Here is a 15,098-nt window from a genome sequence, read left to right as displayed (position 1 = left end):
GAGAGCCTGGCAAAATGGCTTAGCTAGCGGGCTGCAGCTGCATGCCGTGCTGCATTCTGGCGGCGTCAGCGACGAAGCAGCGCGAGGCTTGCAGCAGCGCCAGCATGGTCAGCAGCAGCGCCACCGGAATCAGGTACATGGCATTGTGCAGGCCCACTGCCTTGAAGGTTTCGTTCATTTCACTGGCACCGGCCGCCAGCATCGCCGCCTGCGAGTAGTGGTCCGACAGCATGCCCACGGCCACTGGCCCCAGGCCACCACCGAGCAGGTATAGGCCGGCAAAGAACAGCGCCATCGCCGTGGCGCGCAGACGCGGTTCGATCACATCCTGAATCGCCGTGTAAACGCAGGTGTAGAAGTTGTAGGCAAACAGCCAGCCGATACTGAACAGCGCTACAAACACGGCGATTTCAACCCGCCCGGCGAGCAGGGCGTAGCCCGTGGCGACAGAGGCAATCAACATGCTCAGGGCAGCGAACAGTAGTCGGCCGGTCGGCCAACGCTGGTGGATCTTATCCGCCAGCCAACCACCCAATGTCAGACCAACCAGACCGGTCAGACCAACAATTACCCCGGTGGCCATCGCCGCCTGTTCCAGCGGCAGCAGGAAGTAGCGCTGCAGCATCGGCACCATGAACGAGTTGCAGGCATAGGTGGCGAAGTTGAAGGTCAGACCGGCCACCACCAGCCACCAGAAAGTGCGGATTTCCAGAACCTTGCGCAGCGGTTTCTCCACGGGTGCACTCAACGACTGCACCTGTTCGGCTGCGCCACGCTTGGGCTCTTTGATAAAGAACATAAACACCGCGAGAATCAGCCCCGGCACTGCGGCAATAAAGAATGGCGCGCGCCAGCTGTCGAACGCCTTGACCATCGCGCCAATCGTGAAAAAGGCCAGCAGCAGGCCAATCGGCAGGCCCAGCATAAAGATGCCCATGGCCCGCGCCCGCTTGTGTGCCGGGAACAAATCACCAATCAGCGAATTGGCCGCCGGCGCGTAGCTGGCCTCACCAATGCCGACGCCCATGCGAATCAGCAGAAAGCTCCAGAAGCTCCAGGCCATGCCGTTCACCGCCGTCAGACCGCTCCAGACCGCCAAGCCCCAGCCCATGATCTTGCGCCGCGCGCCGGTATCAGCCATGCGCCCCAGCGGAATGCCGGCAATCGCGTAGACAATGGTGAAGGCCGTACCGATCAGGCCCAGCTGCAAGTCGCTGAGGCTCCACTCCATACGGATCGGTTCGATGATGATCGCCGGAATGGTGCGATCAAAGAAATTGAACAAATTGGCCAGAAAAAGCAGGAACAGAATGCGCCAGGCATTCGCCGCTTGTTGGGACTGCTGCATGGAATCCATCTCTAATTGTTGTTATCGAAACACGTACGCGGCCCTTGGCCAGCCGTCGTGCCCAGCACGTACAAGGGCAATCTAGAGCCTCGCGCCAGGGCTGTCTGTGACTATTTGTAGTGTGTATGCCGAGTAATCGGTGGGCCGGCAAGCACCCGCGTCACAAAGTGGCTCAGAAAAACTCCGGATATGCCTCAGTAAAACCATGCAAAACAGCGAGATTTTCCATTTTTCATGCTACAAACAAGCCTGTGAGTGCAATGTGGCCATTTGCCCTTCCAACCTCGCTAGCCGCCGGACTGTCTCCAAATGAAAACAAAAAAAGACGCTGTGACCTCCCCCGCGACCGAAGCCACTCTGGCTGACCTGGCTGATACGCTGCTGGCACCGCTGGAGCCGTTGCCGCCGCCAGCGCCGCTGGTACCCGTACGCATCGACAGCAGCGGTGAGCAGTACATGTATTTCACCGAGCGCGACATCGATCGCATCCTCGACAACCTCGACGGCCTGCGCAGCCTGGTATTCCCGCCGGCGCCGCATGACGAAGAGAACGACCGGCGGGTACAGCACTTCCCGTCGGTGTGCCTGATTGGCCTCGGCCGCTGCGGCTCGAACATCGCCCTAGATGTCGCCTCACTGGTCTATAACGCCCGGCAGTTCTACCTGAGTGAATTCAAGAGCGAAGAAAAGACCGTTGCCGAACAGGATTTCCGCCCCACCCGCTGGATCCGCAGCAACCTGCTGCGTGCACCCAGCCGCGACAGCAAACCGGTCTTTCTGATCGAGCCGCTGGTGATGCTCGGTGACCTGGACAAAGACATCGAGGGGCGCATCCGCTTCTCGCGCAAGGGCGAAACCAGCGGTTTCCTCAGCGACTACAGCAAGATGAAAATCATGGACCTCTCCGAGGTGCATGCCGGCGGCGCCGGTAACGCGCCGATCCTCGGTCAGTACCTGGCCAAGATCATCCTCAACAAGGACACCCAGCGCTTCACCAACGAAGACTGGAAGTTCATTCACAGCTACCTGATCGACTCCTGCGGCATCAAGGCCAACCAGTCGCGTCTGTACTTCTACATTTTCAGCGCCGGCGGCGGCACCGGTTCGGGCATGGCCTCGGAATTCGGCCTGGCCCAGCAGTTCGCCTACATGAGCAAGACGTTCGATACCAAGAACTTCGACGAAAGCCTAGAGAACCGCGACCACAGCTTCGTTTTCGAACCGATTTTCACCAGCGGCATCTGCATCCTGCCGAACATCTCCGACCAGCGCAGCGAGATGTCCGAAGCCCTGCACATCAACGCCGGGCGCCTGCTGTGCAAGTACCTCGCAGAAGAATGGGACTTCTCCTACAACTTCGACAACGAAGAGAACAGCGAAGAAAGCGTGATGCGCCGCATCCGCCCCTGGAACGCCATGATGCTGATCTCCAACGACATCATGCGTTATGCCGAAGAAAGCGATGACGGCAATATCCAGAACATCGACGTCAACGCCATGGAGCGTCACGCCAACCAGTACATCTCGCAGCAGATCTTCAACATTCTCACCGCCCAGGCGGTGACCACCGACTACGACCAGAACTACTTCCGCCGCGCCGGCATCGATATCGGCGAAACCATTCGCCTGGATGCCAACGACCTGTTTATGAGCCTGGCTGGCCCGGTGGCCGTGGCCTATGCCGAATCGGTGGTGCCAGAACAAAGCGCCGCCGCGCTGGACAAGTTCCGCGTGCTGGACAAGGAGCCGTCGCGGCTGAATATCGACGACCTGTTCTTCCGCTCCATCGACCTGCCGCACTTCAACAAGGTCACCCAGGCCATCGAAGGCATCAGCCTGCTGCCAATCGAGTCCAAGCGTTATCGCGAAGCCCTGGATGACTACAAGAAGTCCGACTACAACGCCGCCAAACTCAGCGACCTGCACTTCTTCAAGAACTGCTCCTCGGTGGTGTCGATCGTCTCGCTGCCGAAAGACTACAAGCTGTCCTACATGGACCTGAACCGGCTCAAGACCCACCTCAACAGCCTGTTCCCCAACACCACGCTGAAGCGTTATGCACTGGTAATCGGTGCCTCGGCCAACCTCTCGCTGACCACTCTGATCGCCAAGAGCCCGTGCCTGTCGGATGACTTCCTGACCCTGATCGTGGCCTTTATCAAACGCTGCTTCGCCCGCGACCCGCACCGTTTCGACGAAAGCCTAGACAACGCCATTCTCGATTTCATCATGAGCGAGGAGTTCGACGAAGTGCGCGTCGACGCCATGCTCAACGAGCACGAGAACCCGGCGAAGATCCTCGATACCAACTGGTACGCGATCAAACCGATGTACGAGAAGAAGTACCGCGAGCTGATCCACGATCAGGACAAGTTCGTCTCGATCAACGACATCCGCCTGTCACGCGAAAGCGTAAAGAAAGCCATCAAGTACCTGCGCGAGATCTACCGCCACCGCATCGGCAAGACCCGCGTCATTTCGCTCAACAAGTACGCCGAAGACAAGCCCGAGTAACCCACTGCCAGCTGCAACCCGAGGTCAATCGGGTTGCAGATGGCGCTTCAGGCCTCTTGCCACTCACTCAGCCAGCCCAGGCTGGCCTGGGTGCCCGCCTCTCCCGGCCGATACTCGGCCGCCAGCCACCCCTGATAACCACTGTCACGCAGCGCCTTGAGCAGCGGCGCAAAGTGCAACTCGCCTGTACCCGGCGCGCCACGCCCAGGGTAATCAGCAAACTGCACATGGCCGATACGCCCGGCCAACAACGCCATACCCGCCGGCACATCCAGGCACTGCCGCGCCATGTGGTAAAGGTCGTACTGCGCTGCCAGGTTGGGGTGAGCCACCGCCTTGAGCAACTCATCCAGCTGCGCCGGGGTGTTGATCAGAAAGCCCGGCATATCCAGCGGGTTGATTGCTTCCACCACCACGCCAATGCCCAATCGCTGAAAGGCCTCGGCGCTCTTGCGTAGGTTGTCGATCAAACAGGTCATTGCCTGTTCAGGCTCTACGCCCTCGGCCAAACGCCCCGGCAGCACATTGACCAGCGCTGGCCGCACCATGGCGGCATAACTCAGCGCCTCCTGCAACGCCGCCTCAAACTCGGCCTGACGTACAGGTACGGCCGCCAGGCCGGCACCGCCACTCATCAAATCACCAGCCGGCAGGTTGATCAGACGCAGCGGCATGCCCGCTGCCTCCAGCGCCTCTTTCAGGCGGAGCGCAGGCAGCTCGTAGGGAAACTGGATTTCCACGCCATCAAAGCCCGCAGCAGCGGCAGCCACTACGCGGTCGATCAGCGGCAACTCGGTAAACAGCAGCGACAGGTTGGCCGCAATCTTCATGATTTTGGCCCTTGGGACTCTGGCGCGCGGTACAGCTGCACCAGGGTCGCCGGATCACACTCCAGATTGCCCTGACTGCCGTGCTGACGCATCAGCTGTGCAGCCAGGCCGCTGAGCGGCGTAGCCGAGCCGATCTGCTGCGACAGCTTGACCGCCGTATCCAGATCCTTGAGCAAGGTGCGCACGTGCCATTTGACCGGTTCAAACTGACTCTCGGCCATCTGCGGCGCAAGAATCTGCAGTGGCTTGGAATCGGCAAAGCCGCCGGCCAGCGCAGGGGCAATCAGGCTGGCATCGACCCCGGCCTGCTCGGCCAACGCCACCACCTCAGCAATTACCAAAGCGTTACAGGCTACGATCATCTGGTTGCACACCTTGGTCACCTGGCCTGCGCCAACGTCGCCCATACGCGTCAGGCGTTGCCCCAGATGCGCGAGAATCGGCCGCACCCGCTCGATATCCTCAACCCGGCCACCGGCCATGATTGCCAGCGTGCCGTTGGCCGCACCCGGTGTGCCGCCGGACACCGGGGCATCGACCCAGTGCATGCCACAGCGGCGATGCAGCTCTGCAGCCATCTCGCGGGTGGCCGCCGGTTCCAGGCTGGAGAAATCCACCAGCAATTGCCCAGGCTTGCCCGTTTCCACAATCCCGCCGGGGCCAAACACCACATCGCGTACCACCTCGGTGTTGGCCAAACAGAGCATGACGATATCCGCTGCCGCACACAGCGCAGATGGCTGAGCAGCCACCTGAGCACCCAGTGCCTGCACGGGTGCGCACTTGTCGGCAGAACGGTTCCAGACCGTCAGCGAATAACCGGCAGCCAGCAGGCGCTGGGTCATGGGCAACCCCATCAGGCCGATACCGGCGAACGCCAAAGCAGGAAGAGATGTGGACATATGCAGACTCCGACTCAATGATGGGCGCTATCTTAACGTAGGTTGCACGCCTGCCCGCGCCACTGCCGGACGCCTGCTTACCTCTACTCAGAATGCCCTGATCAGGATTGAACCGGAGCCCCCATGCTGAGCCGTATCGTGGCCATCACTCTTGCTGCTGCCTTGAGCCTGGCAGGTCCTCTTGTCAGCGCTGACGATGCCCTGCGGGTGTCAGCCATTCCCGATGAACATCCGGCAGAGCTGCTGCGCAAATTCAAACCGCTGGGCAGTTATCTGAGCCAGCAGTTGGGTATGCGTGTGGAATTTGTCGCCCTCGCCGACTATGACGCCGTGGTCGACGCCCTGGCCGATGAGCGCATCGACCTGGCCTGGCTGGGTGGCTTCAACCTGGTGCAGGCACGCCTCAAACGCCGCGATGTGCTGCCACTGGTGCAACGTGCTGAAGATGAAAAATTCACCAGCAAGATCATCAGCGCCAACCCGGCCGTGCAGAACCTGCAGGATCTGCAAGGCAAGACATTTGCCTTCGGCTCGCTGTCATCGACATCCGACAGCCTGATGCCGCGCTACTTCCTGTTGCAGCACGGCATCCGCCCGGAAACCTTCTTCAGCCACACCGCCTACTCCGCCGCGCAAGAAGCAACTGCCCGCTGGGTGCAGGAGGGTAAAGCCGATGCAGGTGCCCTGAGCAGCAGCGCCTGGGAGCAGTTACTGGCGACCGGCCAGGTCGACCCCGAGCGCGTGCGCGTGATTGCCACCACCGCGCCCTACTTCGACTACAGCTGGAGTGTACGCGGCAAACTCACACCGGCTCTGCGCGAGCAGATCCGCCAGGCCTTTCTCCAGCTCAGCCCCGACAACGCGCAACATCAAGCCATCCTCGAACTGCAAGGCGCCAGCCGTTTCATCGAAACCCGCCCGGAAAACTACACCGAGTTGGAACAGGCCGCCCATGCCGCCGGGCTGTTGCGTTAGCGGTAGCAGCACGAGTGCGCCACACGCCAGCGGCTACAGCCCATCCTGCTGCAGATGATCGAGGTTGACCGGCTCGCCGCTGTGGGCGCCGAGCTTGCTGCGGATGTCCTCAAACATCAGGTCATATTCGGCATGGCTGCGCATGATCAGGCTGTTGTTGATCGGCAAACCATGCTTGTGCGCCAGCCGGCTGGCAACACTGGCAAAGTTGAAGGCCGTGTCACGGTGCAGTTCGAACACCTCTTCGAATGCCTGACCGTTCACCTGCCCTTGCAGGCGCATGTGCAACATCGGGCCTTCGCTGGGGTCCTGACGCACCTCATAGAAGAGATCGACACTGAACAACGGCATATCGCCGCTGGCAATGCTGTTGGCGCGATGCAGATGGCCGGGTTCGAACATGCTGGCAGCTCCCTTAGTCAGCCGGTGGTGCTGCCAGCATAGTCGCTGATAAACGCTACGAACGACGCGCCAGATCAGTGCAGTGCTGCGCGCTCACTGCGCTCCTGCGCCAGCACCCAGGGAGCAACCACCACGGCCCACAGTTCGGGGTCACGTTGCAGCAGGTCTTCGGCCTGGCGGTCATCGGCCTTGCGCAACTGGCCTGCGGCCAGCCAGGCGGCGACTTTCTCCTGATCGTTCTGCGCCACGGCTTGCGCCACTTCGATCAGATCCTGAGTGCCTTCAACCAGCAGCAGAGCACCACGGGCAAAGAAAGGTTGCAACTCCTGCCAGCGGATCGCCGCTGTTTCTCCAAGCAGCTTGGCATAGAGGGTGCTAGGTTGTTCTGTCATGGGTAGCTCAGACATGGATTGCCCTGTTATCAGTAGCCGTTAACGAGTCGGCCAGCATGATAACGTCGAGCCGCCAGCAGGCAAATTCGCGACGCTGGCCAAGCCAACCAAGACACGCCGTTTTTCTATACGTTTGTTGTGTTAAAGCGACACCCTCAGGTTTTGCCCCCAGTAAGCCGCTTTTCAAGCCGTAAAGCCGCGCTCTACACTGCACCGGTACAGTTGCCGGGGGAATGACCGGGGAACAACCCGGTTCTGCAGCTTTGGCCGCCAGAACTACAACAATCAAAACCAATAAGAGTGGAGCACTATGAACAAGGCTACTAAGCAGATTTCCAAACTGTTTGCCGCCATGGCCATGGCTGGCGTTGCCAGCTACTCGGTAGCGGCTGACACCATCAAGATTGGCCTGGCTGGCCCGGTCACCGGCGCCGTCGCGCAATACGGTGAAATGCAATTCATCGGGGCCAAAATGGCCATCGAGCAGATCAACAAGGCCGGCGGGGTAAACGGCGCACAACTCGAAGGCGTGGTTTATGACGATGCCTGCGATCCGAAACAAGCGGTGGCTGTGGCCAACAAGATCGTCAACGACAACGTCAAGTTTGTGGTTGGCCACCTGTGCTCCAGCTCCACCCAGCCTGCGTCCGACATCTACGAAGACGAAGGCATCCTGATGATCACCGCGGCCTCCACCAGCCCGGACATCACCGCCCGTGGCTACGAGCTGGTGTTCCGCACCATCGGCCTGGACAGCCTGCAAGGCCCGACTGCCGGCAACTTCATTGCCGACCACGTCAAACCGAAAGTGGTTGCGGTAATCCACGACAAACAGCAATACGGTGAAGGCATTGCCACCGCGGTCAAGCAGACCCTGGAAAGCAAAGGCACCAAAGTCGCCCTGTTCGAAGGCATCAACGCCGGCGACAAGGACTTCTCCGCGATGATCGCCAAGCTCAAGCAAGCCGGTGTCGACTTCGTCTACTACGGTGGCTACCACCCAGAGCTGGGCCTGCTGCTGCGTCAGTCCTCGGAAAAAGGCCTGAGCGTCAAGTTCATGGGGCCTGAAGGCGTCGGCAACAAGGAAATCTCGGCAATTGCTGGCCCGGCTTCCGAAGGCCTGCTGGTGACCCTGCCGAAGTCCTTCGACCAGGACCCACGCAACCAGGCACTGGTTGATGCGTTCAAGGCCAAGAACGAAGACCCGAGCGGTCCGTTCGTATTCCCGGCCTACGCTGCCGTGCAAGTCATCGCTGAAGGCATCACCAAGGCCGGTGACACCGACACCGCCAAAGTGGCTGCCGCACTGCGTGCCAACAGCTTCGACACCCCGACCGGCAACCTGGCGTTCGACGAGAAGGGTGACCTGAAAGACTTCAGCTTCGTGGTTTACGAGTGGCACCAGGACGGTACCAAAACCGAAGCCAAGTAAGCTCCCCGCCTGAACCCAAAGCCCACTGCCCACGCAGTGGGCTTTGTTTATTAGAAGAATTCCGGTTGCATGCTGCGCCACAAGCGCTGCCTTGCGTGACAACCCAGGAGTTAGGCAATGCCTGATCTTTATCACTACCTACAACAGCTGATCAACGGTCTGACTGTTGGCAGTACCTATGCCCTGATTGCCATCGGCTACACCATGGTCTACGGCATCATCGGCATGATCAACTTCGCCCACGGCGAGGTTTACATGATTGGCTCGTACGTAGCCTTTATTGTCATAGCCGGCCTGACCCTGATGGGTCTGGACAGCTTACCGCTGGTGATGATCGCCGCCTTCGCCGGCAGCATCATTATCGCCAGTGCCTACGGTTACAGCATCGAACGGGTGGCCTACCGGCCCTTGCGCGGTGGTAACCGCCTGATCCCGCTGATCTCGGCGATCGGCATGTCGATCTTCCTGCAGAACGAAGTGCTGCTGGCGCAGGACTCGAAAGACAAGGCCATCCCCAACCTGCTGCCCGGCAATTTCGTGCTGGGTGAAAGCGCGATGAATGGCGTGGTGATCTCCTACATGCAGGTGCTGATCTTCGTCGTCACCTTCGTGGTGATGCTGGCGCTGACCGCATTCATTTCGCGCTCGCGCCTGGGCCGCGCCTGCCGTGCCTGCGCTGAAGACCTGAAGATGGCCAACCTGCTGGGCATCAACACCAACAACATCATTGCCCTGACCTTCGTCATCGGCGCTGCCCTGGCTGGCGTCGCGGCGGTCTTGCTGGGCATGCAATACGGCGTGATCAACCCACACCTGGGCTTCCTCGCCGGGATCAAGGCCTTCACCGCCGCAGTGCTGGGTGGCATTGGCAGTATTCCGGGCGCGGTACTGGGGGGGTTGCTGCTCGGCCTGGCCGAAGCCTTTGGTGCCGATATCTTCGGCGACCAGTACAAGGACGTGGTGGCCTTCAGCCTGTTGATCCTGGTTCTGTTGTTCCGTCCGACGGGCATTCTGGGTCGTCCGGAGGTTGAAAAAGTATGAGTACTGCCATCACGAAAAACCTCAAGACCGCGATTTTCAGCGCCCTGCTGGTGCTGGCGGTGGCCTACCCGGTACTGGGCCTGAAGCTGACCACCGTTGGCATCAAGCTGGAAGTCCATGGCGCCAGCCCGGCCATCCTCTGGGCCATCGCCGGTTGCGCCATCGCCATGTTCTTCTGGCAACTGTTCCGTAGCCAGCTGAGCGCTGCCTGGAGCCACGCACCCAAGCTGCCAAGCATGCCGAGCAAGGCCAGCAACTTCCTGACCCTGCCCTCCACCCAGCGCTGGGTCATCCTGGGCCTGATCATGGTTGCTCTGGCCTGGCCGTTCTTCGGCAGCCGCGGCGCGGTGGACATTGCCACGCTGATTCTGATCTACGTGATGCTCGGCCTCGGCCTGAACATCGTGGTGGGTCTGGCAGGTCTGCTCGACCTGGGCTATGTCGGCTTCTACGCCGTCGGCGCCTACAGCTACGCACTGCTGTCGCACTACTACGGCCTGGGCTTCTGGGTGTGCCTACCGATTGCCGGCCTGATGGCGGCGTTCTTCGGCTTTATCCTCGGGTTCCCGGTGCTGCGCCTGCGCGGTGACTATCTGGCCATCGTGACCCTGGGTTTCGGCGAGATCATCCGCATCCTGCTGCGCAACATGACCGAAGTCACCGGCGGCCCCAACGGCATCAGCAACATCGACAAGCCCAGCCTGTTCGGCCTGTCTTTCGATCGTCGCGCAGCTGAAGGCATGCAGACCTTCCACGAGTATTTCGGCGTTGCCTACAACTCGATCAACAAGGTGATCTTCCTCTACCTGATCGCCCTGCTGCTGGTATTGCTGACCCTGTTCGTGATCAACCGTCTGCTGCGCATGCCGATCGGCCGTGCCTGGGAAGCCCTGCGCGAAGACGAGATCGCCTGTCGCGCGCTCGGCATGAACCCGACCGTGATCAAACTCTCGGCCTTCACCCTCGGCGCCGCCTTTGCTGGGTTTGCCGGCAGCTTCTTTGCCGCACGCCAGGGCCTGGTTACGCCGGAGTCGTTCACCTTTATCGAGTCGGCGATCATTCTCGCCATCGTCGTACTGGGTGGCATGGGCTCGCAGCTGGGCATCATCCTCGCAGCCATCGTGATGATTCTGCTGCCGGAATTGATGCGCGAGTTCAGCGAGTACCGCATGTTGATGTTCGGTGCCTTGATGGTGCTGATGATGATCTGGCGTCCGCAGGGCCTGTTGCCCATGCAGCGCCCACACCTGGAGCTGAAACAATGAGCCGCCCGATTCTAGAAGTAAGCGGCCTGTCCATGCGCTTCGGCGGCCTGCTGGCCGTCAACGGGGTGGGTCTGTCCGTCAACGAGAAACAGGTGGTGTCGATGATCGGCCCGAACGGCGCCGGCAAGACCACCGTGTTCAACTGCCTGACCGGCTTCTACCAGCCGACCTCGGGCAGCATCAGCCTCGATGGCGAGCGTATCGAAGGCCTGCCCGGCCACAAGATCGCGCGCAAAGGCGTGGTGCGTACCTTCCAGAACGTGCGCCTGTTCAAGGACATGACGGCGGTGGAGAACCTGCTGGTGGCGCAACATCGCCACCTCAACACCAACTTCATTTCCGGTCTGCTGAAGACCCCGGCATTCCGCCGCAGCGAACGTGAAGCCATGGACTATGCCGCGCACTGGCTGGATCAGGTCAACCTGACCGAATTCGCCAACCGCCCGGCCGGCACCCTGGCCTATGGTCAGCAGCGCCGCCTGGAAATCGCACGCTGCATGATGACCCGCCCACGCATCCTGATGCTCGACGAACCCGCAGCGGGCCTCAACCCGCGCGAGACCGACGACCTCAAGGCGCTGATTGGCGTGCTGCGCGACCAGCACAACGTCACCGTGCTGCTGATCGAACACGACATGAAGCTGGTCATGAGCATTTCCGACCATATCTATGTGATCAACCAGGGCACCCCCCTGGCGGACGGTACTCCGGAGCAGATCCGCGAAAACCCGGACGTGATCAAAGCCTACCTGGGGGAAGCGTGATGCTGTATTTCGAGAACGTTTCCACCTTCTACGGCAAGATCCAGGCACTGCATGACGTCAGCGTGGAAGTCCGTCAGGGCGAGATCGTCACCCTGATCGGCGCGAACGGTGCCGGCAAGTCGACGCTGCTGATGACCCTGTGCGGCAACCCGCAGGCGACCAGCGGCAGCATCCGTTATCAGGGTGAAGAACTGGTCGGCCTGGACACACCGCAAATCATGCGTAAAAGCATCGCCGTGGTGCCGGAAGGCCGCCGCGTGTTCTCCCGCCTGACCGTGGAAGAAAACCTGGTGATGGGCGGTTTCTTCGGCAGCAAGGCCGACAATCAGGAGCAGATGGACAAGGTCCTGCATCTGTTCCCGCGCCTGAAGGAACGCTTTGCCCAGCGCGCCGGCACCATGAGCGGCGGTGAACAGCAGATGCTCGCCATCGGCCGCGCGCTGATGAGCAAGCCAACCCTGCTGCTGCTTGATGAGCCGTCGCTGGGCCTGGCGCCGATCATTATCCAGCAGATCTTCGACATCATCGAACAGCTGCGCAAGGATGGCGTGACGGTGTTCCTGGTCGAACAGAACGCCAACCAGGCGCTCAAGCTGGCAGACCGCGGTTACGTGCTGGAGAACGGTCGGATCGTTATGCAGGGCAGCGGCGAACAGCTGCTCAATGATCCAAAGGTGCGCGACGCCTATCTAGGCGGCTAAAAACTACTGCGCTCGGCCATGCGTCGTTGAAAGCAGACTCAAAATGCTCATGTACAGTCGTACACTCCGCTTTTTCGTCTGCTTTCGCCTCGCCTGACCGTCGCTCGCTACGTTTTTTAGAAGCACCATGCTTAATAGAAACCGCTCCCAGGAGCGGTTTTTTATCGCCGGTCATTTTTATCGCCGCCGTTCGCCCGATGTTCCGTGCATGCCAGCCCCGGGCAGTTACAATGGCCGCCCTTTTTTTGCCGATGACCGCTTTTATGACCGATCCCATTCGCCTGTCCAAACGCCTGATCGAAGTGATCGGCTGTTCGCGCCGCGAGGCCGAGCTGTATATCGAAGGCGGCTGGGTCACGGTGGATGGCGTGGTGGTGGAAGAGCCGCAATTCAAAGTAGCCGAACAGCGTGTCGAGTTGCTGCCGGGTGCAGTTCTGGCGCCAATCGAACCGGTCACCCTGCTGCTGCACGTACCCAGCGGGCACAACCCTGAGCGCGCCGCTGAAAGCATCAGCCCAGCCACTCACTGGACTGACGATGGTTCGGCCATCCGCGTACTGAAAAGCCACTTCAATCGACTGACGCCCTGCATCCCGCTGCAAGCCGGTGCCGATGGCCTGCATGTGCTGACTCAGGACTGGCGCATCGAGCGCAAGCTCAGGGAAGACCAGAGCAAGCTCGAACAGGAATACGTGGTCGAAGTCGTCGGCACCTTGAGTGCCAGCCAGCTCAAGCAACTGGCCCACGGCCTGACCTTCAACGGCGTCGCCTTGCCGCCCTGCAAGGTCAGCTGGCAGAACGAAACCCGCCTGCGCTTCGCCTTGAAGAACCCACTGCCCGGGCAGATCGTCTTTATGTGCAACAGCGTCGACCTCAAGGTGCTGAGCATGAAACGCATCCGTATCGGCGGCGTGCCAATGGCTAAGGTCCAACCGGGACAATGGCGCTACCTGGCCGCAAAAGAACGCTTCTAACGATTTCTCCAGCGGCAGCCCTTGGCTGCTGCGCACTTCAGGACATCCCCATGCTTAACAACGACATCCTGCGCAGCCTGCGCTACACCCTAGACATCAGCGACGCAGAATTGCTCGAGATCATCCAGCTCAGCGGCAAGCAGGTCGCCCTCGACGACCTCGCGGCGATGCTCAAGAAAGAGGATGAAGACGGCTTTAGCCCTTGCGACGATGAACTGATGGCGCACTTTCTCGACGGCCTGGTGTATTTCAAACGCGGCAAGGATGACAGCCGTCCGGCCCAGCCGTTTGAACTGCCGATCACCAACAACATGGTGCTGAAAAAGCTGCGGGTGGCCTTCGAGCTGAAAGAAGACGATATGCACGCGATCATGCAAAGCGTTGACTTTCCGGTGTCCAAGCCGGAGATGAGCGCGCTGTTTCGCAAGTTCGGCCACAGCAACTACCGCCCTTGCGGTGATCAGTTCCTGCGTAATTTCCTCAAGGGTCTAACCCTGCGCGTTCGCGGCTAAGAACCTATTTACGATCTGCTGCGCGTCGGCCATCCGGCGTTAAAAACAGCCTCGAAATGCTCATTTACAGCTCGTAAACTCCGCTTCCTCGGCTGTTTTTGCCTTGTCTGGCTCTAGCTCGCGAGATCGTAAACAGATTCTAAGTCCGCGCTGCCATGCCTGCCCGCATGGCAGCGTATTTCCACGGGCAATGATGACTGCCATGGCGCGGTCAGATGATTAGGGTAGTGGCACTCATCCGTTAAAAGGATTCGCCATGCACCCCTACTTCAGTCTGCAAGGCCGCACCGCCCTGGTCACCGGCGGTACCCGCGGCATCGGCAAGATGATCGCCAAAGCCTTTGTCGAGGCCGGCGCCACCGTTTACGTCTGCGCCCGTGATGGCGAGGCCTGCGCGCAAACTGCAACCGAGCTATCGGCCTTCGGCACCTGCCACGGTATTGCTGCCAACCTGGCCAGCGAAGACGGTGTAAAGGTACTGGCCGAGCAACTGGCTGGGCAGATTGGCAGCCTGGATATTCTGGTGAACAACGCAGGCACCACCTGGGGCGCCCCGCTGGAAAGCTACCCGGCCAAGGGCTGGGAGAAGGTCATGCAGCTTAACGTGACGTCAGTGTTCAGCTGCATCCAGAAACTCCTGCCGTTGCTGCGCAAGGGCGGCAGCGCGGCCAACCCGGCACGGGTGATCAATATCGGCTCGGTGGCCGGTATCACCTCGCACGGCGAAGACGCCTACGCCTACGGCCCAAGCAAGGCGGCGCTGCACCAGCTGTCACGCATGCTCGCCCGCGAACTGGTGGGCCAGCATATCAACGTCAACGTCATCGCCCCGGGCCGCTTCCCAAGCAAGATGACCCAGTTTATTGCCCAGGATGAAGCGGCCATGGCCGAGGACTGTGCGCTGATCCCGATGCAGCGCTGGGGCCGCGAGGAAGAAATGGCCGCCCTGGCCATCAGCCTGGCGAGCACCGCCGGGGCTTATATGACCGGTGCGATCATCCCGATCGACGGCGGTTTCCACCTGTAATCGCGTACTATGGCGGCGT

The 15,098-nt window shown here is 60.5% G+C and carries 15 protein-coding genes; 10 read left to right on the top strand and 5 right to left on the bottom strand.

From position 1 onward, the window contains the following. Nucleotides 1–19: 19 nt before the first annotated feature. Nucleotides 20–1,348 carry a spinster family MFS transporter gene (locus ACOCLD_RS08930; protein WP_422911630.1) on the bottom strand — a complete coding sequence of 443 codons (1,329 nt, stop codon included), beginning with the start codon at nt 1,346–1,348 and terminating at the stop codon, nt 20–22. A 330-nt stretch (nt 1,349–1,678) separates the two neighbouring features. On the opposite strand from ACOCLD_RS08930, the gene ACOCLD_RS08925 reads away from it, so the two are divergent. Continuing rightward, a complete protein-coding gene (locus ACOCLD_RS08925) occupies nt 1,679–3,862 on the top strand; it encodes a hypothetical protein (protein ID WP_374528735.1) in 2,184 nt (727 codons plus the stop codon). A gap of 47 nt (nt 3,863–3,909) precedes the next feature. On the opposite strand, the gene ACOCLD_RS08920 is transcribed toward ACOCLD_RS08925, so the two are convergent. Together ACOCLD_RS08920 and ACOCLD_RS08915 are read right to left on the bottom strand one after the other, a co-directional pair. Continuing rightward, on the bottom strand, nt 3,910–4,692 hold the full coding sequence (locus ACOCLD_RS08920; RefSeq protein ID WP_422911629.1) for a hydroxypyruvate isomerase family protein: 783 nt from the start codon (nt 4,690–4,692) through the stop codon (nt 3,910–3,912). Then, nucleotides 4,689–5,594, bottom strand: a complete 906-nt coding sequence (locus tag ACOCLD_RS08915; protein WP_422911628.1) for an NAD(P)-dependent oxidoreductase — start codon at nt 5,592–5,594, stop codon at nt 4,689–4,691. Before ACOCLD_RS08915 ends, ACOCLD_RS08920 begins: the two co-directional genes overlap by 4 nt. Before the next feature lie 123 nt (nt 5,595–5,717). Between ACOCLD_RS08915 and ACOCLD_RS08910 the strand changes: the two genes are divergently transcribed. Next, nucleotides 5,718–6,569 (top strand): putative selenate ABC transporter substrate-binding protein, encoded by an 852-nt coding sequence (locus tag ACOCLD_RS08910; RefSeq protein ID WP_422911627.1) that lies wholly within the window; start codon nt 5,718–5,720, stop codon nt 6,567–6,569. A gap of 33 nt (nt 6,570–6,602) precedes the next feature. Here ACOCLD_RS08910 and ACOCLD_RS08905 read toward each other — a convergent pair whose 3' ends face one another. Both ACOCLD_RS08905 and ACOCLD_RS08900 read right to left on the bottom strand, forming a co-directional pair. After that, nucleotides 6,603–6,971: a DUF5064 family protein gene (locus tag ACOCLD_RS08905; protein WP_422911626.1), complete on the bottom strand. Its 369-nt coding sequence runs from the start codon at nt 6,969–6,971 to the stop codon at nt 6,603–6,605. A gap of 74 nt (nt 6,972–7,045) precedes the next feature. Further along, nucleotides 7,046–7,363, bottom strand: a complete 318-nt coding sequence (locus ACOCLD_RS08900; protein WP_233684143.1) for a DUF2288 domain-containing protein — start codon at nt 7,361–7,363, stop codon at nt 7,046–7,048. A 310-nt stretch (nt 7,364–7,673) separates the two neighbouring features. On the opposite strand from ACOCLD_RS08900, the gene ACOCLD_RS08895 reads away from it, so the two are divergent. From ACOCLD_RS08895 to ACOCLD_RS08860, 8 genes are all read left to right on the top strand, one after another. Then, the gene (locus ACOCLD_RS08895) at nt 7,674–8,795 is read left to right on the top strand and encodes a branched-chain amino acid ABC transporter substrate-binding protein (protein ID WP_392539319.1); all 1,122 of its coding nucleotides are present in this window, start codon (nt 7,674–7,676) and stop codon (nt 8,793–8,795) included. A 117-nt stretch (nt 8,796–8,912) separates the two neighbouring features. Continuing rightward, nucleotides 8,913–9,836, top strand: coding sequence for a high-affinity branched-chain amino acid ABC transporter permease LivH (gene livH, locus ACOCLD_RS08890; protein ID WP_233684141.1), 924 nt, complete (start codon nt 8,913–8,915; stop codon nt 9,834–9,836). Continuing rightward, nucleotides 9,833–11,101, top strand: coding sequence for a high-affinity branched-chain amino acid ABC transporter permease LivM (locus ACOCLD_RS08885; protein ID WP_422911625.1), 1,269 nt, complete (start codon nt 9,833–9,835; stop codon nt 11,099–11,101). The genes livH and ACOCLD_RS08885 overlap by 4 nt, the downstream gene beginning before the upstream one ends. Continuing rightward, nucleotides 11,098–11,865: a high-affinity branched-chain amino acid ABC transporter ATP-binding protein LivG gene (livG, locus tag ACOCLD_RS08880; protein WP_257777997.1), complete on the top strand. Its 768-nt coding sequence runs from the start codon at nt 11,098–11,100 to the stop codon at nt 11,863–11,865. Before ACOCLD_RS08885 ends, livG begins: the two co-directional genes overlap by 4 nt. Then, nucleotides 11,865–12,566, top strand: a complete 702-nt coding sequence (locus ACOCLD_RS08875) for an ABC transporter ATP-binding protein (protein WP_422911624.1) — start codon at nt 11,865–11,867, stop codon at nt 12,564–12,566. The genes livG and ACOCLD_RS08875 overlap by 1 nt, the downstream gene beginning before the upstream one ends. 263 nt (nt 12,567–12,829) lie before the next feature. Then, nucleotides 12,830–13,540 (top strand): rRNA pseudouridine synthase, encoded by a 711-nt coding sequence (locus tag ACOCLD_RS08870; RefSeq protein WP_422911623.1) that lies wholly within the window; start codon nt 12,830–12,832, stop codon nt 13,538–13,540. Nucleotides 13,541–13,590: 50 nt separating this feature from the next. Beyond that, nucleotides 13,591–14,052, top strand: a complete 462-nt coding sequence (locus tag ACOCLD_RS08865) for a DUF1456 family protein (RefSeq protein WP_257777994.1) — start codon at nt 13,591–13,593, stop codon at nt 14,050–14,052. A 256-nt stretch (nt 14,053–14,308) separates the two neighbouring features. Beyond that, nucleotides 14,309–15,079 carry an SDR family oxidoreductase gene (locus ACOCLD_RS08860; protein ID WP_422911622.1) on the top strand — a complete coding sequence of 257 codons (771 nt, stop codon included), beginning with the start codon at nt 14,309–14,311 and terminating at the stop codon, nt 15,077–15,079. Nucleotides 15,080–15,098: the final 19 nt, after the last annotated feature.

It is taken from the genome of Pseudomonas cimarronensis (assembly GCF_049331905.1).
Taxonomy (GTDB): Bacteria; Pseudomonadota; Gammaproteobacteria; order Pseudomonadales; family Pseudomonadaceae; genus Aquipseudomonas.
Note: the sequence above shows the minus strand (reverse complement) of the source record. Positions and strands in the feature narration are given on the sequence as shown.